The following is a 24924-nucleotide window of genomic DNA, read 5'->3' on the forward strand; positions in this document are numbered from 1 at the left end:
TCCTTTGTACTCACCCTCTCGGGCTTTCCTCCGGGCTTTCCCTTCGGTCTTGCGTTTCCGACTCTATCAGACTCTTTCGTGCCTGATTCCCGGTCGAAGCGGGCCCTCTGCGAAGCAGAAGATTTGTTACTGCGCTTTCCAGTTCTCCGCTTTCGCGTTTCCCTTTCCAGCGAGTCCGACTCTATCAGGCCTTTTCCGTTTCCTTGACCAGCTGCCTGCAGGCATGCAGGTGCCGAATCCGAATTAAGGTCTGGGCTTGATAAGTCGCCGCCGACCCTCGACTCAATGTCGCGTTGGGGCCAGGCAGGAGTACGAGAGTACAGGCCTCGGGTAGTCGAGGCAAATCGTTGCCGGTGCACCGCTAGGTCCGTGAAGCCGGAGGACTCGTGCGGAACCGGGACTTCTTATGACTTACGCTGCTGAACAGGACGTCGTTCCCTACAGGCCGCGGCGGCGCCGAGTGAAGCTTCACCCTGGGAGGCTCCCTATGACCACTGTGACGTCCCCTGTTGCCGGACGCGCCATCGGACTCGCGGCGGTACCCGACCCGGTCTTCTCCGGCGCGATGGTGGGGCCCGGAACTGCCGTTGATCCGGTGCGCGAACCGTCGGAGGCCGTTTCGCCGGTGGGCGGAATCATTGTCTCCCTGCACCCGCACGCGTTCGTCGTCGTGGACGAACATGGGCACGGGGTGCTGACCCATCTGGGCATCGACACCGTGCAGCTCAATGGCGAGGGCTTCGAGCTGCTCGTCAACAAGGGGGACACCATCACGCGCGGTCAGGGCATCGTGCGCTGGAACCCCGTCGCGGTGGAAGAGGCCGGCAAGTCCTCTATCTGCCCGATCGTGGCACTGGAGGCCTCCGTCGAGTCGCTGTCGGACGTCCGTGAGGACGGGGATGTGAAGGTCGGCGACGCGCTGTTCGGTTGGCGGTGACGCACTCGGCGCAGTATCAGGCAGTCGGTACACATGGCGGTGGCACGGGATCGCCGCACAATCGGAGACGGTGAAATGGAGACAACGCTGCGAGGCGTCGGCGTGAGCCACGGTGTGGCGATCGGCGAGGTTCGGCACATGGGCACGGCCGTGCTGGAGCCGCCGGCCAAACAGATCCCGGCAGAAGAGGCCGAGCGCGAGCAGGGACGTGCTCGCCAGGCTGTGGACGCTGTCGCGGCCGACCTGAACGCGCGCGGCAATCTGGCCGGCGGCGAGGCACAGGCAGTGCTCGAGGCACAGGCCCTGATGGCGCAGGACCCCGATCTGATGGCCGATGTGGACCGGCGGATCGCCGTCGGGAGCAGTGCCGAACGTGCTGTGTACGACGCCTTCGCCGCCTATCGGGCTCTGCTCGCCGCTGCCGGGGAGTACCTGGCGGGGCGGGTCGCGGACCTCGACGACGTTCGCAACCGGATCGTGGCGCGGTTGCTCGGGGTGCCGATGCCGGGTGTCCCGGACAGCGACGAGCCGTACGTACTGATCGCACGGGACCTGGCGCCTGCCGATACGGCGCTGCTCGACCCGACGCTGGTGCTCGGCTTCGTCACCGAGGAGGGCGGACCGACCAGTCACAGTGCGATTCTCGCGCGAGCGCTCGGTGTGCCGGCCGTCGTGGCTCTCCCGGGGGCCTGTGAGCTGGCCGAGGGCACCGTGATCGCGGTGGACGGCAGCACCGGCGAGATATTCGTCGAGCCGGGCGACGAAAAGCGTGCCGAGATGGCGAGCGTTGCGGCGGCGCGCAAGGCTGCGCTGTCCGCCTCGACAGGTCCGGGTGCGACGTCCGACGGTCACAAGGTGCCGCTGCTCGCCAATGTGGGCGGGCCCGGCGATGTGCCGGCCGCGGTCGAGGCCGGTGCCGAGGGTGTGGGGCTGTTCCGTACGGAGTTCCTGTTCCTGGACGACAGCAAGCGGGCGCCGTCCGAGGAGAAGCAGGTCGCGGCGTACCGGCCGGTGCTGGAGGCGTTCCCCGAGGGGCGTGTCGTGGTGCGGGTGCTGGATGCCGGCGCGGACAAGCCGCTCGACTTCCTGACGCCGGCTGACGAGCCGAACCCAGCGTTGGGTGTGCGGGGGCTCCGCACTCTGCTGGACCACCCGGAGGTATTGCGGGGCCAGCTGACATCGCTGGCGAAGGCCGCCGAGGGGCTTCCCGTCCATCTGGAGGTCATGGCGCCCATGGTGGCGGACCGCACGGATGCGAAGGCGTTCGCCGATGTGTGCCGGGCGGCCGGGCTGCAGGCGAAGTTCGGCGCGATGGTGGAGATTCCGTCCGCCGCTCTCCGGGCCCGCTCGATCCTGCAGGAGGTGGAGTTCCTGTCGCTGGGCACCAATGACCTGGCGCAGTACACCTTCGCCGCCGACCGTCAGGTGGGTGCGGTGTCCCGGCTGCAGGATCCATGGCAGCCCGCACTGCTGGACCTCGTGGCACTGTCGGCCGATGCGGCCAAGGCCGAGGGCAAGAGCTGCGGTGTCTGTGGCGAGGCCGCCGCCGATCCGCTGCTCGCCTGCGTACTGACCGGTCTGGGTGTCACCTCCCTGTCGATGGGCGCCGCGTCCATTCCTTATGTCCGGGCCACGCTGGCGAAGCACACGCTCGCGCAGTGCGAACGTGCCGCTGCCGCCGCGCGCGCCGCGGATTCCGCCGATGAGGCGCGGCTCGCGGCTCAGACGGTGCTGTCGGGCGAGTAGGTCCGCGCAGCCGGTCATGAAGGGGCTCCCCGCCACAGGTGGCGGGGAGCCCCTTCTTCTGTCAGTGGTGGGTCTCCGGTGCGTCGGCACCGATGTCGAAGCCGGCGCAGTACTCCACGCCCGACTCCGGCGAGACCGGGTCTCCGGTGTCCGCGTCGGTGCAGTAGGCGCTGAAGACCTCTCCGGCCGTGAGCGGCACGAGGCTGCCGCGCGTCAGTCGCCAGCCGTGGACGCGGTCCGGGGTGCCGGGATTGCTCGTACGCAGGACGAGTCCTCCGTGACTTTCGAGGGCGACGCCGACGGCGAGGACGGTGACGAACTCTGCACCTTCTCCGGATTCGAGTCGGGCCGGCCCCGTCGCGCCGCGCTCGGTGTGGAGGACGGCGAGCAGCTGCTCGCTCTCCGTGGGGGTGCTGCAGACGAGGTGGTGGGTGCCAGGGCCCGCCGCTTCCAGGGTGCGCATCAGGAGGTGGGAGGCCCGGTCGAAGGCGGCGCGGCCGATGTCCTGGCCACAGTCGGCGCATTCACCGAGGTCGGCCAGGAGCACCGTGGCGTACTCCCAGGTGGCCTGCCGGACCGCTCGGGAGACGAGGAGCGGGATCAGGGTGTCGATGGGTTGTCCGGTGTAGGCGACGGTGGCTCCGGCAGCCGCGACTTCGGCGGTGAATCGGCTGCGGCTGGCCGGGGCGTCGGGCGCGAGCCCGGATTCCGCGCAGTATTCCGCGTACTCCTCGGGGTCGAACAGGGCGACCGTGGTGTGCATGCCCTGGGCCGCGAGGAGTCTCAGCAGGCCCTCGACCTGCTGCAGATAGACGGCGTGGTCGTCAAAGGCGAAGGTGCGGTAGCGCCGCATGGCCGCGAAGTCCTGCTCGTCGGCCAGGAGGCCGATGGTGCTCGGTGCTTCGCGGCGCAGCGTGCGTCGCATGGACGTGGTGTTCCTGGTCTTCCTGGTGTGCGCCATGAGTCCCCCAGTGCGCTGTCGAACATTGCTCACTCAGAGTAATCACGGGCACTGACAGTGCGGACTGTCAGCGGCGCTTGCGGGCCAGGTCCTCGTAGAAGTGGAGCAGTTCGAGGTTGTCGATCGAGCCGGGGTTGACGGCCTTGGCCAGCTCCGTTCCCTGGAGGAGGCGCTTGACCGGAACCTCGATGCGCTTGCCGGTGAGGGTGTGCGGAATGCCGGGTACCTCGATGACCTCGTCCGGGACGTGGCGCGGCGAGAGGTTGTCGCGGATGGTCTGTTTGATCCGGCCGCGCAGGCCGTCGTCGAGGGCGGAACCATCGGCGAGGTGGACGAAGAGCGGCATCCAGTACCCCCCGTCGGGCTCCTCGATGCCGATGACCAGGGATTCGCGGATCTCGGGGAGGCGTTCGACCGCTTCGTAGATGTCGGCGGACCCCATCCGTACTCCCTGCCGGTTGAGGGTGGAGTCGGAGCGGCCGTGGATGATGACCGAGCCGTGGTCGGTGAGGGTGATCCAGTCCCCGTGGCGCCAGACGCCCGGGTACATCTCGAAGTAGCTGTCGCGGTAGCGGCTGCCGTCCGGGTCGTTCCAGAAGCGGATGGGCATGGAGGGCAGCGGGTTGGTGACGACCAGTTCGCCGACCTCGCCGATGAGCGGTTTGCCTGCGAGGTCCCAGGACTGGAGGTCCGTACCGAGGCAGGGCGCCTGGAGCTCGCCGATGTGTACGGGCAGGGTGGGGACCGCGCCGGCGAAGCAGCTGCAGACGTCCGTGCCGCCGCTGACGGAGGCGATCCAGAGGTTGTCCGCGATCTCGTCGTGGAGCCAGCGGAAGCCATCGGGCGGGAGCGGAGACCCGGTGGTGGCCACGCACTGGATGCGTGAGAGGTCGAAGTCTCGGCCCGGGTGGATGTCGGCCTTGCGGCACGCCATGACGTAGGCGGCGGAGGTACCGAAGAGGGTGGCGCCGGTCTGTTCCGCGACGCGCCACTGGGCGCTGACGTCCGGGTAGCCGGGGCTTCCGTCGTACAGCACGACTGTGGTGCCGGTGAGCAGGCCGGAGACGAGGAAGTTCCACATCATCCAGCCGGTGGAGGTGTACCAGAAGAAGCGGTCGTCGGGCCCGAGGTCGCAGTGCAGTCCGAGCTGCTTGAAGTGCTCGATGAGGATGCCGCCCTGGGACTGGACGATCGCCTTGGGGAGCCCGGTGGTGCCGGAGGAGTACAGCACCCACAGCGGATGGTCGAAGGGGACCTGCTCGAAGACGGGTTCGGTGTCCGCGGAGGTGAGTGCGGACCATTCGAGGGCGCCTTCGGGAGCGGCGGTGCCCAGCACCGGGATATGGACGACGGCGCGCAGGGTGGGGAGTTCGCGGCGCAGTTCGGCGACCGTCTCGGAGCGGTCGTGTTCCTTGCCGCCGTAGCGGTAGCCGTCGACGGTGAAGAGGACGACGGGTTCGACCTGCTGGAACCGGTCGAGGACGCTGCGGGCGCCGAAATCCGGGGCGCACGAGGTCCAGACGCCGCCGACGGCCGCGGTGGCGAGCAGCGCGACGACCGACTGCGGAATGTTGGGGAGATAGCCGCTGACGCGGTCGCCGGGGCGGACCCCCAGGGCACGGAGTTCGGCGGCGAGGGAGCCGACCTGACGGCGGAGTTCGGACCAGCTGACGGGGACCTGGGTGTGGGTCTCGTCGACATGGAGGAGGGCCGGCGCGTCGGCGCGGAGGGGGTCCTCGGCGGTGCGCAGGGCGTGTTCCGCGTAGTTGAGGGTGGCACCGGGGAACCACTGGGCGCCGGGCATGGTGCGGTCGCCGATGACGGTCTCGTACGGGGTGGAGAACCGGATGTCGAACCAGTCGGCGACGGCTTGCCAGAAGGTGTCCAGTTCGTCGACGGACCAGCGGTGCAGCGCCGGATAGCCGCCTTCGGCCGGTGCTCCGTACCGCTCGGCCGCCCAGCTCTGGAAGCGGGTGACCGCCGCGGCGGCGATGCGCTCGGGGTCGGGCTGCCAGAGGGGGGCTTCGTTCGCTGCTGAGGTCATGGGGCGGCTCCCTGGCTGTACGGGTACGCGGGGTGGGCGTGGTTCGCGCGCACACGTGCTGGGGTGTGCGCGTGAGGCGGCTTTTACGGACGATGCCATGTGATCGTCTTCCGCACCAGGGTTCCCCACCCATGGTTGTCTGTCCGGCTATGTGGTCAGGCCACGGGTGAACGGAAGTTGAACGGAGCCCGCTGCCGCCCTGTCGGGTGGCAGGGTGAGCTGCATGAACGGTCGTGACCTGGTGCGCTCGGTGAAGTTGGTGGGTTCGGTACGGGGGCTGCGCACGGTGCGCTCGGCCTGGCGTCGGCAGCGCGCGGATGCGCGGGCGCTGCCGCCCCGTGGTGCGGAGCGGGCGAGGGTGCCGGGTCTGCTGGTGGGGGCGGAGCCCGGGCCCGGTGGTGGTGTGGTCAGGTTCGCCCGTTCGGAACTGAGTATCCGGGTGTCGTCGGGCGGTGCGGTGTTCTGGGCGTGGGACGGGGCGGAGCCGCTGCCGTCGTACGCGCTGTCCGGTCCGGCGCCGGAGCCGGATCCGCGTGCCGTGCTGGAGCCGGACAAGGACGGCGGCTGGCAGGTGGTGTCGGAGCGGCTGACCGTGGTGGTGTCGCGGCACGGGGCGGTGGAACTGCGCACGCCCGGCGGTGTGGTGCTCCGGCGGGAGCTGCCGCCGCGGTGGTGGGAGCCGGTGGCGGGGGGTTGCGCCCGGTGGGTGCAGCGGTCCGAGCTGCCGGCGGACGCCCGGTTCTTCGGACTGGGCGGGCGGGGGGCGGGGCCGCGGCTGCGGGACGGTTCGTACACGCTGTGGAACACCGACCCGGGCGGGCGCTTCGGGCCCGGTGACGATCCGCTGTATCTGACGATGCCGGTGCAGGTGGTGGTCTCGGACGCGGGGACGCATCTGGCCTTCCACGACAACACCTGGGCGGGGCGGGTGACGCTCAGCGAGGGCGAGGAGGGAGCGGGGTCCGGGCATGACCGTCCGGGGGTGTGCGAGGTGCGGATGGACGGGGGGCCGCTGCGCTGCTGGGTGGTGGCGGGGACGCCGGCCCGGGTTCTTCAGGGCTGGACGGCCCTGACCGGTGCGCCGGCGCTGCCGCCGTCCTGGGCGCTGGGTCCGCAGCACGCCCGGTGGGGGTTCGGGAGTGAGCGGGAGGTGCGGCGGGTGGTCGCCGGGTACCGGGAGCGGGGGCTGCCGCTGTCCGTGCTGCATCTGGACATCGACCATTACGACGGCCATCGGGTGTTCACCGTCGACCGGGAGCGGTTCCCCGACCTGGCGGGGCTGGCGAAGGATCTCCGGGAGGAGGACGGGGTGCGGCTGGTGTCGATCGTCGATCCGGCGGTGAAGGCGGAGCCGGGGAACGCGGTGTTCGATGCCGGTTCGGCGGTCGGAAGCGCCGGGGCGTTCGTGCGGGACTCGCGGGGGCGGGCGGTGCGCGGGGAGGTGTGGCCCGGGGAGTGCGTGTACCCGGACTTCACCGATCCGCAGGTGCGGGAGTGGTGGGGCGGTCTGTACGAGGAGCGGCTGGCGCACGGGTTCTCCGGGGTGTGGCACGACATGAACGAGCCGGTGTCGTTCACGGCATTCGGTGAGCCGACGCTGCCGCGGTCGGCGCGGCACAGTCTGGAGGGCCTCGGGGGCGATCACCGGGAGGCCCACAATGTGTACGGGCTGGCGATGGCGCGGGCCGGGTACGAGGGGCTCCGCCGACTGCGTCCGAACGAGCGGCCGTTCCTGTTCTCGCGTTCCGGCTGGGCGGGGATGCAGCGTTACGGGGGCACCTGGTCCGGTGATGTGGAGTCGGGCTGGCCGGGCTTGCGCGCCTCGCTGGCGCTGGTGCTGGGGCTCGGCCTGTGCGGGGTGCCGTATTCGGGTCCTGATGTCGGGGGGTTCGACGGGTCGCCGTCCCCCGAGCTGTATCTGCGGTGGTTCCAGCTGGGTGCCTTTCTGCCATTGTTCCGTACACACTCGGCGATCGACGCCGGGCGACGGGAGCCGTGGGAGTTCGGGCCGGAGGTGCTGCAGCACGCGAGGGCGGCGCTGGAGGAGCGGGAGCGGCTGCGTCCGTACTTTGTGACGCTGGCGCAGCTGGCCCGGCTGACGGGTGCGCCGTATGTGCGGCCACTGTGGTGGGGGGCGCCCGGGGACCGGGCGCTGCGGGACTGCGAGGACGCGTTTCTGCTCGGCGATGCGCTGCTGGTGGCGCCGGTGCTGCAGCGGGGCACGGACCGGCGGGCGGTGCGGCTGCCGCGGGGGCGGTGGTACGACACGGCGACCGGCGAGGTGTACGAGGGGCCGGGGCAGGTCCTGATCGATGCGCCGTTGTCGCGGATACCGGTGCTGGCGCGTGCGGGTGCGGTGATTCCGGTGCGGGGCGCGGACGGGGGGCTGGAACTGGAGGTGTGGGCTCCGGCTCCTGGGCGTACCGGGGGCGGACTGGTGGTCCGGGACACGGGTGACGGATGGGAGCACCCGGAGGTCGAGCGGTATACGTCGCGGCTGTCGGGCGGGCAGGTCGTGGTGGAACGGGACGGTGAGGAGGGTGGGGTGACCTGCCCGGTGCGGGTGCGTGGCGTGTGATGCCGTCAGCGGTAGCGGTAGCGGTAGCGGCCTTCGAACCAGGCGCGGGCAGCCCGGGTGTGGAGGGGGAAGGCCAGTTCGGCGGGGGCCCTGAGCAGGCTGTGGCCGGCTGTCTCGTCGGTGGGGACGGACGGCGGGAGTTCGGCGGCCGGACGTTGCGGGAGGAGGCCGAAGAGGAGCAGGTGGCCGTCCGGGGCGCTGAGGGCGTCGGCGAGACGGACGTCCTGCTGGTCGGCCTCGATGCCGGTCTCCTCGCGGAGTTCACGGACGACCGCGTGTTGCCAGGCCTCGCCGTGGTCGATGAAGCCGCCGGGCAGGGCGAGGCCGCCGAGCCGGGGCTCGATGGTGCGGGTGATGACGACGAGCGCAGTGCCCTGCCGGTCGGTGACGGGTAGCAGGGCGATGGCGACCGGGAGGGGGTTGCGGTACGCGATGTCGCCGCAGGCGGTGCAGGTGCGCGGCCAGGTCGCAAATCCCGATGGGTACGGCGCTCCGCAGCTGCTGCAGTGGGAGTCCTTCGTCGGTTGCGCCACCTGTTTCCTCCGCTCGGTTCCCTTTTCGGGCGTGGACACCCGCGCGGGCTGTAGCCGATCGTACTTCCGGGACACCCATGAGTCGTGGATGATGCGCTCATGACAGGCATCGCTTCCGCTTTCCGTGTCCTGGCAGCCACTGCTGCCGCCCTGCTCGCCTTCTCCGCCGCCACCCCCGCGGCCCAGGCGAAGACCGAGCCGAAGGCACCCGAGGAGTTCGTCGCACTGCGTTCGGTGGACCCCACGATCATCCAGGAGATGCGCTATCCCACCGGCCACAACTTCCTGGGCGAGCCGGTCGACGGGTACCGGCAGTCACTCTGCATCCTGACCCGGCCCGCGGCCCAGGCCCTGCACCGGGCACAGATGCGACTGCTGCGCCAGGGATACTCGCTGAAGGTCTACGACTGCTACCGGCCGCAACGGGCCGTCGATCACTTCGTACGCTGGGCCGAGGATCTCGACGACGAGGCGATGAAGGGCGAGTTCTACCCCCGGGTCGACAAGACACGGCTGTTCACGGACGGTTACATCGCTGAGAAGTCCGGACACAGCCGCGGCAGCACGGTGGACCTGACGCTGGTAAGGCTGCCCGCCGCGCCGACCAGGCCCTATTTGCCGGGCGAGCAACTGGTGCCCTGTGACGCGCCGCAGGCCGAGCGGTTCCCGGACAACTCGGTCGACATGGGCACGGGATTCGACTGCTTCGACACGCTGTCACACACCGACGACCCGCGGATCCAAGGTGTGCAGCGAGCCAACCGGCAGTTCCTCAAGACCGCACTCACGGATGCCGGCTTTGTGAATCTGGCCGAGGAGTGGTGGCACTACACCTTCAAGCCGGAGCCGTTCCCGGACACCTACTTCGACTTCCCGGTGGCCCGGCGGTCCGTCGCAGGGCGCTGAAGCCCGCGGCAACGCGGTGGGACGACGAATGGCCGGGACCACCCCCGCGGGTTCCGGCCATTCACCCTTCCACTCGGACGCGGACCGGCCGTATCCGGTTGCGCTCCCAGCCATTACGGTGCCCGTATGTCACAGCAGACGTTCCATTCGTACGAGGAGTTCTGGCCCTACTACGTAGCGATGCACTCCAGGGCAGCGACCCGGTGGGTTCATCTGACGGGGACCCTGACCGGGCTCGCGGTCACCGGCTACGGCCTGGCCCGTGGCCGGAAGCGGTATGCGGCGGCGCTGCCCCTGATCGGGTATGGCGCGGCCTGGCCCGCGCACTTCCTGATCGAGAAGAACAATCCGGCCACCTTCGGGCACCCCGCGTGGTCGCTGCGCGGCGATGTGCAGATGATCCGGATGATGCTGGCGGGGCGTGACGGAGAGCTGGCGGAGACCGCTGCCAAGTGGCTCGCCGAGAACCGCTGACCGTGGCACACTCCCGACGTTCCATCAAATCCATTGCCGGGAGGGGTTCTGCCGCACACGCGCACACCCGTGGTGGCCGGGTGGTTCACCGAGGACAGCACCGAGGGGGCTTCCGGCTGCCGGGCACCCGGTATTCGGCCTGCTCGTCGGTCTTCTTCCCGCGTCAGGACGCGTTCTGCCGCAAGCCGGGCTGCGCGGGCGGTGAGCCGGTCGAGACGCCGCTCTCCAAGCAGGGCACCGTCTGGTCGTACACCGACGGCCGCTACCGACCCCCTGCTCCGTACGTCTCCGACCCGGACGGGCCCTGGGAGCCGTACACCCTGGTCGCGGTCGAGCTCACAGCCGAGCGCATAGTGGTCCGGCGGTCGCGGTGGAACCCGCCCCGGAGAGCTTCCGTGCCTCGATCGCCCGGGCGGCGTACGAGGAGGCGGGCATCGGTCCCGGCGAACTGTCCCTCGCCGAGGTGTACGACCTCTCCACCGCCCTGGAGCTGGAGCGGTACGAGGACATCGGGCTGTGCGCGGCGGGAGAGGGCGCCAAGCTCGTACGCGAGGGGGCGACAGCGCTCGGCGGCCGCATCCCGGTCAGTCCGAGCGGCGGGCTCGCTTCGTTCGGCGAAGCGGTACCGGCGCAGACCATCGCCCAGGTCTGCGAGCTGACGTGGCAGCTGCGCGGCGGAGCGACAGGTTCCGGGGGCGCGTGCCGGAATCACCGCCAATCAGGGGCTGTTCGGGCACGGATCGGCGGTCGTCGCGGTCCGCTGAGATCTCCCGGATCCGCCCGCAACGCGTGGAAGCATCCGGCCCGTGTGTCGTGAACTGGGTTTGTTGTCAGCGTTCTTGACGAGCGATCAGCACCGGTGAACACTCCTTGCTCAGTCGCTGCCGCCACTTCCGCTCTGCGGCAGTCCGACATGGTCACCACGCTCGTCACGGACGGCCGGGCAGGGCAACGACCCCCCTGCCCTCGGCCTCCGTAGCCATGGAAGCGACCGGCGAGACCCGCCGGACAACCCCTAGGAGCGCCATGAGCAATGGAGACATTTTCGTCGGGGAAGTCGTCGGTACGGCGATCCTCATCCTGTTCGGCGCGGGTGTGTGCGCGGCCGTCACCCTCCACCACTCCAAGGCGAGAGCCGCAGGATGGACGGTGATCGCCTTCGGCTGGGGTTTCGGTGTGCTGGCCGGTGCGTACACCGCGGCCCCGCTGTCCGGCGGGCATCTCAATCCGGCGGTCACGGTCGGCATCGCCGTCGACACCGGGAAGTGGGACAAGGTCCCCCTCTACATCCTGGGGCAGATGGTGGGCGCGATGATCGGTGCCCTGCTGGCCTGGCTCACGTACTACGCGCAGTTCCGCGCCAACGCGGACGAGAAGACGGCCGTGCCGACGCTGGGGATCTTCTCGACCGCTCCGGAGATCCGCAGTCCGGTGGCAAACCTTGGCACCGAGATCATTGCGACAACCGGTCTGGTGCTGCCGATCCTGGCCTTCGGGAAGAACGCCGGAACCGGGATCGGACCGGTGGCGGGGGCAGGGGCTGGTGTCTACGGCTCCGGAATCTCCGTACTCCTGGTGTCCCTGCTGGTGGTGGGCATCGGACTGTCGCTCGGCGGACCCACCGGGTACGCGATCAATCCGGCCCGTGACCTCGGTCCGCGGCTGGTGCACGCACTGCTGCCGATACCGAACAAGGGAACGTCCGACTGGAGTTACTCCTGGGTCCCGGTGGTGGGACCGCTGGTGGGCGGGCTCCTGGCGGGCGTAGTCTTCCATGCCGCCTTCTAGTGCCGGTCATCCAGGTTCTGCCACTTCGGCTTCTCGACCTTGCGACAAGGGGACGTCATGACGGGCAGGTTTGTCGCCGCCATCGATCAGGGCACCACATCAAGCCGCTGCATCATCTTCGATCAGAACGGCGCGGTTGTCGCCGTCGACCAGCGCGAGCACCGCCAGATCTTCCCGAAACCCGGCTGGGTGGAGCACGATGCCACCGAGATCTGGACCACGGTCCAGGCCGTGGTGGCGGGTGCGCTCGCCAATGCCGGGCTCCGGGCACAGCAGCTCAGCGCGCTCGGCATCACCAACCAGCGCGAGACGACCGTGCTCTGGGACCGGGCGACCGGGCAGCCCGTGCACAACGCCGTCGTCTGGCAGGACACCCGTACGGCCGCCCTCTGCCACGAGCTCGGCGGCGCGGACGGTCAGGACCGCTTCCGGGGCATCACCGGGCTGCCACTGGCCAGTTACTTCTCCGGACCCAAGGCCGCCTGGCTGCTGGACCACGTACCGGGCCTGCGGAGCCGAGCCGAGCGGGGCGAGATCGCCTTCGGCACCATGGACTCCTGGCTGATCTGGAATCTCACCGGGGGCACGGACGGCGGCGTCCATGTCACGGACGTGACCAATGCGTCGCGCACGATGCTGATGAATCTGGAGACGCTGGAGTGGGATCCGTCGATCCTCACGGCGATGAACGTCCCGGCGGCGGTGCTTCCGGAGATCCGGTCGTCGGCGGAGGTGTACGGGACGGCGGTCGGCGCACTCGCCGGGGTGCCCGTGGCCTCCGCGCTCGGCGACCAGCAGGCGGCGGTCTTCGGACAGGCCTGTTACGACCCGGGTACCGCCAAGAACACGTACGGCACCGGGAGTTTCCTGCTCCTCAACACCGGGAACAGGCCCGTGCCGTCGAAGAGCGGGCTGATCACCACGCTCGGCTACAAGATCGGCGACCAGGCCCCCGTCTACTGCCTGGAGGGCTCGATCGCGATCACCGGGGCGCTCGTCCAGTGGTTCCGCGACCAGCTCGGGATCATCCGGAGCGCCGAGGAGATCGAGGCGCTGGCGGCGAGCGTCGACGACAACGGCGGGGCGTACGTCGTCCCTGCCTTCTCCGGGCTGTTCGCCCCCTACTGGCGTTCGGACGCCCGCGGGGTCATCACCGGGCTCACCGGTTACGTCACCAAGGCGCATCTGGCCCGCGCCGTTCTGGAGGCGACCAGCTGGCAGACGCGTGAGGTCGTCGACGCGATGTACCAGGACTCGGGAGTGCCGATCACGACGCTCAAGGTGGACGGCGGGATGACGGCGAACCGGCTGCTCATGCAGCACCAGGCGGATGTTCTTGGGGTTCCGGTGATCCGGCCGAAGATCTCCGAGACCACGTGCCTGGGCGCGGCGTACGCGGCGGGGCTTGCGACGGGGGTGTGGTCGGGGCTCGACGAGCTCAAGACGCACTGGCAGCGCGATGTGGAGTGGGAACCGCGCATGGAGCCGGAGATCCGTGAGCGCGAGTACGACAACTGGCGCAAGGCCGTGGAGCGGAGCCTGGGCTGGGAGGAGGAGGGCGCCGGCAGCAGGTAGAGACTCCGTACACCGGCCGTTTCGCGGTTCCGGAGGCGGCTGCGGACATGGGCCCGTGCCCGGTCCCGGAGTACGCGGTTCCCTGCACGGTCCCGCATCCGGTGGACCCACGACGCGCGGCCCGTACCCCGGTCGGCGGGGGTACGGGCCGCGTTCCGCCGCTGTGCTCAGGTGGTGGCCGGCTCGCGGGGCCGGTCCGCGTGGGCGAGTGCGTGCTCGACGACCGCCACCAGCACGTCCCGTACCGAGGACCGGTCGCGCGCATCGCACATGAGTACCGGTACCTCGGGGTCGAGGTCCAGCGCCGCCTGCACCGTCTCCGTCGGGAACCGGTCGGCTCCCTCGAAGCAGTTGACGGCGACGGTGAACGGGATCGCACGCTGCTCGAAGTAGTCGACGGCCGCGAAGCAGTCCTCCAGACGCCGGGTGTCGGCGAGGACGACCGCGCCCAGCGCTCCTTGGGCCAGTTCGTCCCAGAGGAACCAGAACCGGTCCTGCCCCGGTGTGCCGAAGAGATACAGCACCAGGTCCTCGCGGAGCGTGATCCGCCCGAAGTCCATGGCCACCGTGGTGGTGGTCTTGGACTCGACTCCGTCCGTGTCGTCCACCGGGCGGCCGGCCTCGCTCAGCCGCTCCTCCGTCCGCAGTGGTCTGATCTCGCTGACCGCGCCCACCAGCGTCGTCTTGCCCACGCCGAAGCCGCCCGCCACCAGGATTTTCAAGGTAACCGGCTCCACGGGCCGCCTGCTGCGGCTAGAGCGCCCGAAGGCCATTGATCACCTCGCGAAGAATGTTCACGTCCGGCAGCTCGGCCGGCGGAACGGGACGGGTCACATGCACCAGTTCGTCCTCGACGAGATCGCCGACCAGCACCCGGACCACCCCGACGGGGAGATCCAGACCGGACGCCAGCTCGGCGATCGACTGGGGCATGGTGCTGCAGAGTTCGACGATCTCCACGTGTTCCGGGGAGAGCGTCTGGTCCCGGCCGGGGTCGTCGGCCGCCGGTTCGGGGACGACAACCGCGATCAGGTCGAGACGGTGGCGGGACGCGCTGCTGGTACGGCCCCGGGTCATCGCGTAAGGACGGACCACCGGCCCCGCATCGGCGTCGTACCAGCGTGACGACTGCAGGTCGGTGGGAGCGGCCGGGGATCCGGGGGGTACGCCCCGGGACGAGTCAGCGCTCATGCCCGCCCCTCACCCTCCGGCAGGCAGACCGGGCGTCCGTGGGGCGTTGGCCAGGTGTGCCCCCACACGCTTGACCATCAGCGTCATCTCGTACGCCACCTGCCCCACGTCGGAGTCCGAGTCGGCCAGCACGGCGAGACAGCTGCCGTCACCAGCAGCCGTGACGAAGAGGAACGCCTCGTCGAGTTCGACGACGGTCTGACGGACACAGCCCGCGTCGAAGTGGCGCCCGACGCCCTTGGCGAGGCTGTGGAATCCGGAGGCGACGGCCGCCAGATGCTCACTGTCCTCCCGGGTCAGGTCCTGGGACGTGCCAGTGGGGAGGCCGTCGCTGGAGAGCACCAGAGCCTTGCGGATGCTGCCGACACGCTCGACGAGTTCGTCGAGCAGCCAGTCGAGTTCGCCGGAGCCCTGGCGTGTGGCGTTGGATGCTGCGGCGTTCGGTGCGGTCATCGACCGTCCCCTCCCGGAGTGGTTCCTTGAGCTGTCTCACCGGGCCCGGTCGCTTCCTCGGCATTCTGCCGCCGGCCGCGCTGCCAGCCTCGTTGGAGCGAGGCCATTCGGCTGCGTACCTCGTCCGCGTCCCGCTCGATGTCCTCGGCCGGTTCCGCTCGGGCCGGCTCGGAAGCACGTCCGCCGGATGTGCCGCGGAGCTGCGGGGCGAGGTTGGCCTGCCGGATCCGGCGGGGCAGTCCGCCCACGGTTCCCGGGTGCGAGGGGGGTGCGGTCGGTGGCGTCGCTTCGGCGGGTGCCGACGCAAGTGCGGCGGGCTCGGTGGATGTCCGGAAGCCGGTGGGCTGCCGGGGTTCGGTGGGCCGCCGGGTGGCGGCGGAGACCCAGGCGTCGCTGGTGGACTGCCCGGGGGCATAGGTGGAACGGCCGTTGTCGTACGAGGACGCGCCGATGTCCCTTCCGGTGTCCGTCGGCTCCTGGTCGGTGGCCGTCGGGTGCGCGCGGCCGGCCTCGTCGACGCGTCGGCCGCGGTCGGTGACCAGTGTCGGTGGCTTGCGGCGGGGCAGCGGAACCGGGCCGCCGGGGCGCATCGTCCGGACATCGGCCGTGGGTCCGGAGATCCGGCCGGAGGCCTGCTGGTGCTGTTCGCGGTCGGCGTCACGACGGAGGTCGCGGGCGCGGAAGATGCCACCGCGTTCGCTCTCGGTGTCTTCGATGTCGGACACTGCGTCAAGGGCCGGATCGAGTACGGATTCGAGTACCGGGTCCGACACGAAGCCGAGTGCGTCGACCGGACCTTCGAGTTCGACCGGTCCGTCCAGGACGGTCGGGTCCGCGAACCCGCTGGAGACCGGAGTGAGTACGCCGGGCCTGGCCTCGCCCGCGCGATCGGCTGTCCGCCGGTCCGCCACACCGTCCCTGTGGCTCTTGTCGCCGCGCGGCGCCTCCTTGCCGGTCCTGCCGCTGCCGATCGACTTCTCGGCCCGTCGGTCGAGGCGGAATCCCGAGCCGTGCGTATCGACGGCATCGGTGAGCAGGGCCGCCGGAATGAAGACGACGGCGGTGGTGCCTCCGTACGGAGAGGTCTGCAGTGAGACCCGGACGTTCTGTCGCTGGGCCAATCGGCTCACCACGAAGAGGCCGAGCCGGTCGGTGTCGGAGAGCTCGAACTCCGGCGTCTCGGCGAGCCGCAGATTGGCGTCCAGGAGGACCTCGGGCGGCATGCCGAGGCCACGGTCGTGGATCTCGAGGGTGAAGCCGTTCGCGACGCGTTCGCCGTGCACCTGGACCGCGGTGTGCGGGGGTGAGAACACGGTGGCGTTCTCCAGGAGTTCGGCGATCAGGTGCGTGAGGTCGGCAACGGCCGTCCCGCCCACGCCGAGGCGCGGCAGCCGGCGGACCTCGATGCGCTCGTAGTCCTCGACCTCGGCGACGGCTGCGCGCACCACGTCCATCAGCTGGATCGGCTTGCGCCACTGCCGGGACGGCGCGGCGCCGGAGAGGATCACGAGGCCCTCGGCGTGCCGCCTCATGCGGGTGGTGAGGTGGTCCAGGCGGAAGAGATCCGCGAGTTCGTCGGTGTTCTCGGTCCGGCGCTCCATGGCGTCCAGCAGCGTCAACTGGCGGTGCAGCAGCACCTGGTTGCGGCGGGCGAGGTTGACGAAGACCTCGGAGACACCGCGGCGCATGTCGGCCTGCTTGACCGCGGCCTCGACAGCCGCGCGTTGCAGCGTGTTGAGTGCCTGGCCGACCTGGCCGATCTCGTCCTTCTCGTACCTCAGCTGCGGGGCCTCGGTCTCGACGTCGACGTGCTCGCCCGCGGCAAGGCGGCGCATCACGCTCGGCAGCCGTACGCCGGAGACCTCGTGGGCGTCCTTGCGAAGCCGGGAAAGGTCGCGGACGAGCTCACGGCCGATGCGTACGGAGACGAAGACGGAGACGAGCAGGGCGAGGAAGCCGAGGACACCCGCGACACCGGCCTTGATCAGAACGCTGTATCCGGCGGGCTTGCCGCGGTCCTGGAAGCGGTTGTTCATCTCGGTCGAGTCGTTGGCCAGCCGGTCCAGGACCGGCGGAGCCACTTCCTGCCAGCGTTCGACGTCGACCGCGCGGGGGTTGTCGGTGGGGCCCGCGGCGACAATCTTGTTCTCCGCGGTGCGCAGCGGCTCGCTCTCCGGGCTCGTCCAGAACTGCTCCACCCGCCGCCGCTCCGCCACTGGGAGTTCCTCGCTGTTGATCTCGACGAGCAGCTTGCGGTTCGCGACGAGGTCGGAGATCTGTCGGAGTTCGGGGGCGTCGAGCCGGCCGGCGACGAGTGCCGACGCGACCAGTGCGTCCTCCCGGGACAGCAGTTCGCGGGCCCGTGAGATGCCCACCAGGGCGCGCACCTGCTTGTCCAGCAACACGTCTTCCATGGTGTGGAGACCAGTCAGGAAGCGGTAGCAGGGGTCGATGAGACCGTTGTAGAAATCCAGTGCCTGACTGCGGTCGATGGTGCGCTTCTCGACCGAGTCGCGGAGCGCGCCGAGGCCTTCGATGGCGCCGAGGATCGAATTGAGCTGTGCTTCGGCGTCGGTGCTCAGGGCGTCGCGAATACTCTTCTGCTGTGCGCTCTTCTTGACGTCCGCCACGACGCGGTCGGTGGCGGCACGCCGGCGGCGCAGCAGAGGAAGGGCGTCGGAGGCGCGGGGGTCCGCGAGGAAGACAAGGGTCTGCCGGCGCTCGTTCTGGACCACCCGGACGGCGTCCTCCAGCGGGTGGCCGACTTTCTCCACGATCGTGCTCGCACCCATCAGCTGGTTGGCCTCACGGCCGGTCAGGTAGGTGGCGAAGCCCCAGAGGGCGGTGAGGGAGACGAGCGGTACCAGCAGCAACGCCACGATCTTCCTGCGGATGGACTTTCCGCGAAAGCGCATGGCCTCCCCCAGCTCAGCCCCTCGTGCGGGGGCGGTGTTCCGTCAATAAACGGCGTGAGCCTACTACTGCCTCACAGACAACTCGAAGGCATGTCCGGACGATTTTCAGCCGGACTGGCAGGCGCTGGGCGTGAGTTGTCTTGGTATTCCGGGAGATGAAGTTCACGAAAGCGTCAGAAGAGACCCGTCAGAGCGCCGCATTCCCCCACATGGCAGTTGGCTGGAAGTCTTCGTTCCGTGATAGATCAAGGGAATCTTCACGACGATTCACTCGTCCGTCTGTACGGGCGTCGGGGCGCGGGGTAGGGGATTTATGGCGAGGGCGTGCGGCAGGGCGATCCGGTCCGCCTGCGTAGAAACGGCGCATGCCGGGCAACAACCCTGAAGTCGGACAGTGGTGGGGAGTGGAAAATCCTTGGACACGGAAGAGCGTCGGAGCACCAGGGCGCCGGCGGCGGGCGGGACACGGATCCCGCGGCAGCCGCTGTGGGTGGAGGAACCTGCCGTACGGCTACGTATGCCGGATCCGGTGCGTACGTCGGCCGTGCGCGCCGTACTCATCATGTCGCTGACGATCATCCAGGCCATGGTGGCGTTCCTGGCCACACTGACGGGCTCGTGGCTGGCCTTCCCGATGGTGCTGAGCAGCGTGGGCAGCACAGTGGTCGCCACTTGGTCGGTGCTGGACGTGTGGGTGACCCGCCAGGTCTGGAATCAGCGCCATGGCGTGGTGTCCATGCCCAGCAGCTCGGCACGGCAGCTGCGCCGGGAGCGGCGTGCGACCCGTCGGGCGGCGAGGGCCACGGACCGGGAGGCGGCTCGGATACGCCGCCGGGGCGCGCGCAGCCTGTCGCGGGCCTGACCTCGTGTGCCCCGGCGGAACGTCGAGGTCTCGCTCAGTCCTGCCGGTCTTCGTGGGCCCGGGGCGTGTCGAGGGCTCCGACTGCCTCTGATACGTCGGGCGTCGCCGGTGTGCGCTTGAACATGCGGGTCGCGGTGATCTCTCCGTGCACCGTCTCGCCGTTCGGATCCTGCTGTGGCAGGCCGGGACGCAGGTGCTCCTCCACACTGATGTACTTCAGTCCCGCCCTCAGGTCCGCGTCGTTGCGCAACCGGATGACCAGCGGGAATTCGGCGAGCGCCGTGGTGTCGAACAGACCCGTGGTGTAGAGCAGTTGTACGCCGAGGGCGTCCGACACAGCGCGCTGGAGCTCCAGCAGATACGTGGCATTGGCGCGGCCGATGGGATTGTCGAGGAAGAGCGTGCCCGCGTGGCGGTGCTGGTGCCGGTCGCGGCCCCGGTCGTTGCTGCGCAGGGCGGCCATCGTGCAGTACAGGGCGATGGCGGCGGTCAGCAGCTGGCCGCCGGAGAAGACGTCGCCCATCTGTCCGACCGGGACGCGTTCCGCGCGGAGCACCGCGTCCGGCTTGAGGATCTCCACGGCGATGCCCTTGGGCTCCAGGGCCGCCTCTACGCCGCGCAGCAGGAGGGACATACCGTCCCTCCGCAGGTCGGAGTTCTTCTTGAGGGCGGCGCGAGTGGCCTCGTCGATGACGTCGCCGAGCCGCTCGGTGAGCGTCGCCTGGTCGGACTCCTCGAAGCGGATTCGGAGGAACTCCTGGCCGGACCACTCCCCCAGGCCCTCGGGGAGCTGGGAGAGCCGCTGGGCGGAACGGAGGGTGGTGAGTGCGGACTCCACGAGTCCGCGGAGCCGGTCGACGATGGAGTCGCGGTTGCGCTCCAGCTGGGCCAGCTCGTCGGTGAGGACGCGGAGCCGGGGCGCGAAGGCAGCGGCCCACTTCTCGGCGTGCTCCGGCAGTGCCGCGGCCGGGAGTTCGCGGATCTGCTGCCGGGCAGGGGTCCGGACCTGCTCGTACCGGGTGGAGTTGGCGTGCCGTACGAGGACGTCGCTCGCCTCGCGTACGGCGCTTTCGGCGGCGGAGAGGTCGGTGGTGCAGCCGCGCAGCGAGCGACGGGCCTCGGCCGCGGACTGCCGTGCCTCGTCGAGGCTGCCGGGGTACGGCTCGGGGGCCTCCGGGTCGTCGTCGGCGCCGTGGTCCCTGAGAAGGTCGCGCAGCAGGGCGGCGGTCTCGTCGAAGCCTCCGGCGGATGCCTCGGCGGTGTGGTGGGCGTGGAGCAGTTCGGCGTGGGCGGCGCGGGCGGTGTCCAGGGCGCCGGTGGCGGTGCCGAGTTCGGCCGTGGCCGTACGCAGGAGGGTCTGGGCCTGCTCGGCGTCGGCGGGGACCAGCTCGTCGGGGAGCTCGGTGTGGTGGGTCTCGCCGTCGACCGGGGCGAGACGCTCGGCCTCGCCGCGCAGCCGGCCGAGCTGCTCGCTCGCGGCGGAGGCACGGGTCTCCAGGAGCTGGACCAGGGATTCGGCGCGGGCGGCAGCCGCCTGGCGCGACGGGCCGTCGGCTCCGTCGGTGCCTTCGAGGAGCTGGGCGGCGCGGGTGCGGACCTTGTTGGTGAGCCGGTCCAGTTCGGCGAGGGCGGCGCTCTCGTCGCTCTCGGCGCGGGCCTGTTCGGCGCGCAGGTCGGCGCCGACCCCCACCTTCTCGTACAGCTGGGATGCGGCCCGGTAGGCCTCGCGCAGAGCGGGGAGGGCGGGGCGCGGGGAATCGCCCTCGGGCTCAGGGAGGCTCTCCGGGGCGCCTGCGATCTCCGCACGCTCGGCGCGCAGGGCTCGGGCGGTGCGGCGGGCGTCGTCGGCCGCGCGCTGGGCGGCCCTGCGGTCCTCGTCGGCGGCGCGGGCCCGCTCCAGGCAGACGGTGGCGCGGGCCTCGGACTCGGCCGCCTCCTCGACGAGCTCGCGCAGTCGTGCCTGCCAGCGCGGGCGTTCGCGGAGCCGGTGGGCCAGGCCCGCGAGGGCGTCGGCGACGCGGCGGGCACGCTGGGCGGCTTCCTGGCGCTCGTCGCGGACGCGGGCGGTGTCCGCGGCGGCTTCGTCGGCCTCGGCGCGCGCCGAACGGGCCTCGGCCAGCATGGCCTGGGCCGTCTCGGCGGCCGTGCGGGCGGTACGGGCGGCCTCGGCGAGTTCGGCGAGCATGCCGGGCGGGCAGTCGGCGCGCCAGGAGCCGATGCGGGCGGCGAGGGACCGGTCTCCGGCGAGGCGGGCCGCAAGCGTGCGGATGTCCTCGTCGCGCTCGGCGGCCCGGCTCCGCAGCGCCTGGCGTTCCTCGTCGGCGGCATGCTCGTCGTGCATCGCCGGGTTCGGCGGGACGAGGAACACCCCGTCGGTGCTCCGGGCCGAGCCGGGGGCGGGTACGGGGGCGAGCAGCGCGGCGGTCGTGCCGACGGCAACGGCGGAGCGCGGCAGCAGAGCAGCGCCGTCCAGGACTTCGCGGGCGCGGGCGTGCGAGTCGGCGTCGGTGATGATCACGCCGTCGACGAGCTCGGGGCGGGCGGCGAGCACCGCCGCGTGGTCGGCCGGGTCGACGGCCTGGGCGAGGTAGCGCCAGCCCGGCAGGGCCGGGATGCCGTGCTCACCGAGGTATTCGACAGTGGCGAGCACGTCGGGTCCGGGCGGCAGCAGTCCGCCGTCGCCGAGTGCGCCGAGGATACGGGAGTCGTCGGCCGCTGCGGTGCGCAGTTCGAAGAGGCGGCGTTCGGCGGCGGCGATGCCCTCGTCGAGCAGCTCCCTCAGGTCGTCGGCGCTCCGGTCGAACTCCTCTGCGGTGAGCGGCTGTTCGGCGGTCAGGGAGTGCTCGCCCGTGGTGGTGCGGTCGGTGGCGAGTTCCTGGCCGGCTACGGCCTGCCGGTCGGAGCCGGCCGCGGCGGTGCCGGAGCCCGTACCTGCTCCTGGCCCGTCCTCGCGCCCGTCCTGCGGTGCCGCGGTGCCTGACGCGGTGCCCGGTGCGTTACCGGTGGCTCCGCGACGGGGCCGGGGCACACCGGCGCCGTGCGCCGAGGGGAGGCCCAGCAGGTCGGCGAGGCGGTGGTCGGCGGCGATCGACTCGGCGGCCCTGAACTCGGCCTCGTACGACTGTTCTGCCGCCTGTGCACCATCCGCGGCGCGCGCCGCGGCGAGCTCGGCTCGGCTCTCGGCTGCCGCCGCTTCCCTGGCCCGGTCGGCCGCGGCTCCGGCCGCTTCCCGTGCGTCGTTCCAGGTGGCGACGGTGGACTGTTCGGCGTCGCTCGCGGCGAGGGCGGCCCGCGCCGGATCGGCGTCCGGCGCGGTGTTGTCGAGCCAGCCCGCCCGTACCGCCTCGGCGGTCTCCTGCTCGACCTCGGCGAGGCGCTGGCGCAGATGTCCGGCCTCACTGCGGGCGCGCTGGGCCTCGGTGGCGGCGGTGGTGGCATCCCGGTGGGCGGTCTCGCCCGAGGCCTGGAGGGTGTCGGAGCGCTCCTCCTCCTCGTTGGCCAGCTGCTCGCCGGCTTCCGCGGCGGTGTGCAGAGCGCGTACGAGGTCGGCGGCAGCGGTGGCGCGGGCGGCGAGCGCGGGTGCGGCGTCGCGTTCGGCCTCGCGGATGGCCACGGCGACGCGCGCGGACCGGTCGGCGGCGGCGCGGTGGCGCAGCACTGCTTCGGCGGCCTGCCAGGCGGAGTGCAGGGTGCGGGCGTCGACCAGTTCGCGACGCTGGGCGGCCGCGCCCTTCTCGGCTGCGGCCAGGGCCAGGGAGGCGTGCCGGTAGGCCAGTTCGGCGGCGATGAGAGCGTTGCGGCTGCGGGCCTCCTCGGCGGCGGTGACGGTGTGGGCGGCGCCCGTCACCTGCTGGGCGAGGTCGGCGGTGCGGCCGCGCTCCTGGGCGGCCCGGGCGGAGAGCCTGCGGGCGAGGGTGCGGGTGCGGCGTTCGGCGCCAGCGTGGATGTCGCGGGTACGGGAGCGGGTGCCGGTGGCTTCGACGATCCGGCCGAGCAGGTCGACGGAGCCTGCGGTGAAGTCGCGTTCCGCGGTGAGTTCGGCCCGGCGGCCCAGCTTGTTGCCGAAGCCGCTGACCAGGTCGGCGAGACCGTCTGTGTCGCGGGTGTCCGTGACGGCGCGGAGCAGCAGGTCGGTGAAGTCGGAGTCCTTCTTGACCGCGAAGAGCCCGGCCGCCTCACCCTCGTCGGCGTTCATCTCGCGCTGGTAGCGGAAGAGTTCGGGGTCGAGGCCCAGGTCGCCGAGGTGCTCGTTCCACCGGTCGTGGATCTCTTCCCAGTGCACATCGAGGTGCTGGTAGAACTTGCCCGCATCCGTGAGGGCGTCCCGGAAGCCCTTCATGGTGCGGCGCCTGCCCTGGGCGCCGGAGGTGCCTTCGACGGGGCGGCCGACGGCGGTGGCCTCGGCGACCGGCAGCGAGTCGAGGCTGAGACCGGGTCCGGGGCGGAAGGAGTACCAGGCCTCCGCGAACTTCCGCGGGTCGTTGGAGACCTGCCGTCCGCGCCACTCGCTGACCTTGCCGACGACGACGCACTCGCCCGTGAGGGTGTGCTGCCACTCCAGGGCGACATGACCGCAGTCGTCGGCGAGCAGGAACTTGCGCAGCACGCCGGAGCTGGCGCCGCCGAGGGTGTTGCGGTGGCCGGGCAGCATCACGGAGAAGATCAGTTTCAGCAGGACGGACTTGCCGCCGCCGTTCTCCAGGAAGAGCACACCGGCGGGTGCCGGGCGGCGCGGCGGGCCGACCGGCTCCTCCTCGAAGAACTCCGCCTGGGCCGGCGCGGGGTTGGGCACGGGTTCGCCCACTCCGCGCAGGTCAAGCACGGTGTCGGCGTAGCGCGCACCGGCAGGCCCGATGGAGTAGAGGCGGACCCGGGACAGCTCGTACATGGCGGCGGACTCTCGTCGTTCGGAAAGCAGGAGTGGGCGGCGGTGGGGGTGCTCAGGCGTGGAAGGGCAGACCGGCGTCGGCCGCCAGTTCCAGGTCGTCGCCGTCGGGGGGCGGCAGCAGTGTCGCCGTTCCGTCGGTGACGGGTACGACGCCGAGGTCCAGGAGTTCGGCCATGGCGGCGGTACCCGCCATGTCGCGTACCTGCAGCTGGTAGCGGGCGGTGGTGCGGAAGGCTCCTCCGGCGTCGTCCCCGGTGCGCTGGAGGAACCCGGAGTCGGTGAGGAAGGCGACGGCCTTGCCGACGATGCCGGTGGTGGATCCGGCCAGCCGCCGGGCGTCCTTCGTCGCGCCGGTGGCGCTGCGCCGGGCATAGATCCGCCAGGCGGCTTCCAGCCCCGGGGCGTCGGTGGCCGGGTCGGTGTTGTCGCCGTGTTCCTCGGCCCGCTCCTCCAGGCGGTGGCAGGCCTGGCGCACGAACGCGTCGATGCCGTTGACCGTGACCCGGCCGATGTACGCGTCGTCGGCGAGGTCCTCGGGGCGCGGGAAGGCCATGGCGGCGACGGCGAGATGAGCCAGCCCGTGCAGGAAGCGGTCGGCCGAGTCGGAGGAGGCGCGGCGGGCGTAGTCGCCCATGCGGACGGCGAAGACGGAGTCCTCGCCCGCGGTCACGGCCATGCCGGCACGGGTGGAGACCTCCAGGACGACGAGACCGAGTCCGGTGGCCACGGCATCGGCGAGCCGGGCGAAGGATGTCTCCTCCCGGTAGCGCCGGAGGAGCTCGGCGTATTCGGCGTCGCGGGCGGGCAGCAGCTTGGGCTGCAGCCCGAAGGCGACAAGCCGGGCGGCGTCGGCCGCGTCGGCCGGGGTGACGGCGGTGGGCGCCGCAGGCTCGTGGGCGGCGTCGCCCTCGGTCGCGTACCCGGCGGTCGGCTCGCTCCACGCGTCGGTGTGCTCTGCGCGGTAGTCGCTCACGACGGTCGCTCCTCGGTGCGGGATCTCGGTGGTACGGGGTGGGCGGCGCCGGCTCTCACGGCGTCCGTACGGAAGGGTGCGGGCAAAGCCGCGCATCCGG

General features: G+C 71.0%; 17 protein-coding genes and 2 pseudogenes. 10 read left to right on the forward strand and 9 right to left on the reverse strand.

Features of this window, described 5'->3' with window-relative positions; all coding sequences use genetic code 11:
• Positions 1-487 precede the first annotated feature (487 nt).
• Positions 488-937 (forward strand): PTS glucose transporter subunit IIA, encoded by a 450-nt coding sequence (locus ACIBB8_RS31310; protein WP_398957861.1) that lies wholly within the window; start codon positions 488-490, stop codon positions 935-937.
• 75 nt (positions 938-1012) lie between these two features.
• Positions 1013-2683: a phosphoenolpyruvate--protein phosphotransferase gene (gene ptsP / locus ACIBB8_RS31315; RefSeq protein ID WP_398957863.1), complete on the forward strand. Its 1671-nt coding sequence runs from the start codon at positions 1013-1015 to the stop codon at positions 2681-2683.
• 61 nt (positions 2684-2744) lie between these two features.
• On the opposite strand, the gene ACIBB8_RS31320 is transcribed toward ptsP, so the two are convergent.
• Positions 2745-3644 carry a hypothetical protein gene (locus ACIBB8_RS31320; protein ID WP_398957865.1) on the reverse strand — a complete coding sequence of 300 codons (900 nt, stop codon included), beginning with the start codon at positions 3642-3644 and terminating at the stop codon, positions 2745-2747.
• A 67-nt stretch (positions 3645-3711) separates the two neighbouring features.
• Complete coding sequence (locus ACIBB8_RS31325) at positions 3712-5688, reverse strand: acetoacetate--CoA ligase (protein ID WP_398957867.1); 1977 nt, start codon at positions 5686-5688, stop codon at positions 3712-3714.
• A gap of 223 nt (positions 5689-5911) precedes the next feature.
• Between ACIBB8_RS31325 and ACIBB8_RS31330 the strand changes: the two genes are divergently transcribed.
• The gene (locus ACIBB8_RS31330) at positions 5912-8266 is read left to right on the forward strand and encodes a glycoside hydrolase family 31 protein (RefSeq protein ID WP_398957869.1); all 2355 of its coding nucleotides are present in this window, start codon (positions 5912-5914) and stop codon (positions 8264-8266) included.
• A gap of 5 nt (positions 8267-8271) precedes the next feature.
• Here the strand turns inward: ACIBB8_RS31330 and ACIBB8_RS31335 are convergent, their stop codons facing one another.
• Complete coding sequence (locus ACIBB8_RS31335; protein ID WP_398957871.1) at positions 8272-8799, reverse strand: NUDIX domain-containing protein; 528 nt, start codon at positions 8797-8799, stop codon at positions 8272-8274.
• 99 nt (positions 8800-8898) lie between these two features.
• Between ACIBB8_RS31335 and ACIBB8_RS31340 the strand changes: the two genes are divergently transcribed.
• From ACIBB8_RS31340 to glpK, 6 genes and pseudogenes are all read left to right on the forward strand, one after another.
• Entirely contained in the window at positions 8899-9705 is an 807-nt protein-coding gene (locus ACIBB8_RS31340; protein WP_398957873.1) for a M15 family metallopeptidase, read from the forward strand.
• A gap of 126 nt (positions 9706-9831) precedes the next feature.
• Positions 9832-10179 (forward strand): Mpo1-like protein, encoded by a 348-nt coding sequence (locus ACIBB8_RS31345; RefSeq protein ID WP_398957875.1) that lies wholly within the window; start codon positions 9832-9834, stop codon positions 10177-10179.
• 69 nt (positions 10180-10248) lie between these two features.
• Positions 10249-10538 (forward strand): annotated as a pseudogene (locus ACIBB8_RS31350) (benzoylsuccinyl-CoA thiolase); the annotation flags it as partial.
• A 2-nt stretch (positions 10539-10540) separates the two neighbouring features.
• Positions 10541-10943: pseudogene (locus tag ACIBB8_RS31355) on the forward strand (thiolase C-terminal domain-containing protein); the annotation flags it as partial.
• Between the two features lie 262 nt (positions 10944-11205).
• On the forward strand, positions 11206-11967 hold the full coding sequence (locus tag ACIBB8_RS31360; protein WP_398957877.1) for an MIP/aquaporin family protein: 762 nt from the start codon (positions 11206-11208) through the stop codon (positions 11965-11967).
• A gap of 57 nt (positions 11968-12024) precedes the next feature.
• Positions 12025-13542, forward strand: a complete 1518-nt coding sequence (glpK, locus tag ACIBB8_RS31365; RefSeq protein WP_398957879.1) for a glycerol kinase GlpK — start codon at positions 12025-12027, stop codon at positions 13540-13542.
• A gap of 167 nt (positions 13543-13709) precedes the next feature.
• On the opposite strand, the gene ACIBB8_RS31370 is transcribed toward glpK, so the two are convergent.
• The 4 genes from ACIBB8_RS31370 to ACIBB8_RS31385 are packed head-to-tail and all read right to left on the reverse strand — an operon-like array spanning position 13710 to position 18101.
• On the reverse strand, positions 13710-14315 hold the full coding sequence (locus ACIBB8_RS31370; RefSeq protein WP_398957881.1) for a GTP-binding protein: 606 nt from the start codon (positions 14313-14315) through the stop codon (positions 13710-13712).
• Positions 14296-14733 carry a DUF742 domain-containing protein gene (locus tag ACIBB8_RS31375; protein ID WP_398957883.1) on the reverse strand — a complete coding sequence of 146 codons (438 nt, stop codon included), beginning with the start codon at positions 14731-14733 and terminating at the stop codon, positions 14296-14298. Before ACIBB8_RS31375 ends, ACIBB8_RS31370 begins: the two co-directional genes overlap by 20 nt.
• Before the next feature lie 9 nt (positions 14734-14742).
• Positions 14743-15186 (reverse strand): roadblock/LC7 domain-containing protein, encoded by a 444-nt coding sequence (locus ACIBB8_RS31380; RefSeq protein ID WP_398957885.1) that lies wholly within the window; start codon positions 15184-15186, stop codon positions 14743-14745.
• Positions 15183-18101, reverse strand: coding sequence for a nitrate- and nitrite sensing domain-containing protein (locus tag ACIBB8_RS31385; protein ID WP_398957887.1), 2919 nt, complete (start codon positions 18099-18101; stop codon positions 15183-15185). The genes ACIBB8_RS31380 and ACIBB8_RS31385 overlap by 4 nt, the downstream gene beginning before the upstream one ends.
• A gap of 415 nt (positions 18102-18516) precedes the next feature.
• On the opposite strand from ACIBB8_RS31385, the gene ACIBB8_RS31390 reads away from it, so the two are divergent.
• Positions 18517-18963 (forward strand): hypothetical protein, encoded by a 447-nt coding sequence (locus tag ACIBB8_RS31390; RefSeq protein ID WP_398957889.1) that lies wholly within the window; start codon positions 18517-18519, stop codon positions 18961-18963.
• Positions 18964-18997: 34 nt separating this feature from the next.
• On the opposite strand, the gene ACIBB8_RS31395 is transcribed toward ACIBB8_RS31390, so the two are convergent.
• Together ACIBB8_RS31395 and ACIBB8_RS31400 are read right to left on the reverse strand one after the other, a co-directional pair.
• Positions 18998-23851, reverse strand: a complete 4854-nt coding sequence (locus ACIBB8_RS31395) for a hypothetical protein (RefSeq protein ID WP_398957891.1) — start codon at positions 23849-23851, stop codon at positions 18998-19000.
• 52 nt (positions 23852-23903) lie between these two features.
• A complete protein-coding gene (locus ACIBB8_RS31400) occupies positions 23904-24824 on the reverse strand; it encodes a hypothetical protein (protein ID WP_398957893.1) in 921 nt (306 codons plus the stop codon).
• Between the last annotated feature and the right edge of the window lie 100 nt (positions 24825-24924).

It is taken from the genome of Streptomyces sp. NPDC051286 (assembly GCF_044455345.1).
Lineage (GTDB): Bacteria > Actinomycetota > Actinomycetes > Streptomycetales > Streptomycetaceae > Streptomyces.

What these genes read in the sequence shown, in the direction of transcription:
- glpK (WP_398957879.1), top strand. Translation starts at nt 12,025, where the DNA reads ATGACGGGCAGGTTTGTCGCCGCCATCGATCAGGGCACCACATCAAGC.
- ACIBB8_RS31375 (WP_398957883.1), bottom strand. Translation starts at nt 14,733, where the DNA reads ATGAGCGCTGACTCGTCCCGGGGCGTACCCCCCGGATCCCCGGCCGCT.
- ACIBB8_RS31330 (WP_398957869.1), top strand. Translation starts at nt 5,912, where the DNA reads ATGAACGGTCGTGACCTGGTGCGCTCGGTGAAGTTGGTGGGTTCGGTA.
- ACIBB8_RS31395 (WP_398957891.1), bottom strand. Translation starts at nt 23,851, where the DNA reads ATGTACGAGCTGTCCCGGGTCCGCCTCTACTCCATCGGGCCTGCCGGT.
- ACIBB8_RS31340 (WP_398957873.1), top strand. Translation starts at nt 8,899, where the DNA reads ATGACAGGCATCGCTTCCGCTTTCCGTGTCCTGGCAGCCACTGCTGCC.
- ACIBB8_RS31360 (WP_398957877.1), top strand. Translation starts at nt 11,206, where the DNA reads ATGAGCAATGGAGACATTTTCGTCGGGGAAGTCGTCGGTACGGCGATC.
- ptsP (WP_398957863.1), top strand. Translation starts at nt 1,013, where the DNA reads ATGGAGACAACGCTGCGAGGCGTCGGCGTGAGCCACGGTGTGGCGATC.
- ACIBB8_RS31380 (WP_398957885.1), bottom strand. Translation starts at nt 15,186, where the DNA reads ATGACCGCACCGAACGCCGCAGCATCCAACGCCACACGCCAGGGCTCC.
- ACIBB8_RS31320 (WP_398957865.1), bottom strand. Translation starts at nt 3,644, where the DNA reads ATGGCGCACACCAGGAAGACCAGGAACACCACGTCCATGCGACGCACG.
- ACIBB8_RS31325 (WP_398957867.1), bottom strand. Translation starts at nt 5,688, where the DNA reads ATGACCTCAGCAGCGAACGAAGCCCCCCTCTGGCAGCCCGACCCCGAG.
- ACIBB8_RS31310 (WP_398957861.1), top strand. Translation starts at nt 488, where the DNA reads ATGACCACTGTGACGTCCCCTGTTGCCGGACGCGCCATCGGACTCGCG.
- ACIBB8_RS31385 (WP_398957887.1), bottom strand. Translation starts at nt 18,101, where the DNA reads ATGCGCTTTCGCGGAAAGTCCATCCGCAGGAAGATCGTGGCGTTGCTG.
- ACIBB8_RS31345 (WP_398957875.1), top strand. Translation starts at nt 9,832, where the DNA reads ATGTCACAGCAGACGTTCCATTCGTACGAGGAGTTCTGGCCCTACTAC.
- ACIBB8_RS31370 (WP_398957881.1), bottom strand. Translation starts at nt 14,315, where the DNA reads ATGGCCTTCGGGCGCTCTAGCCGCAGCAGGCGGCCCGTGGAGCCGGTT.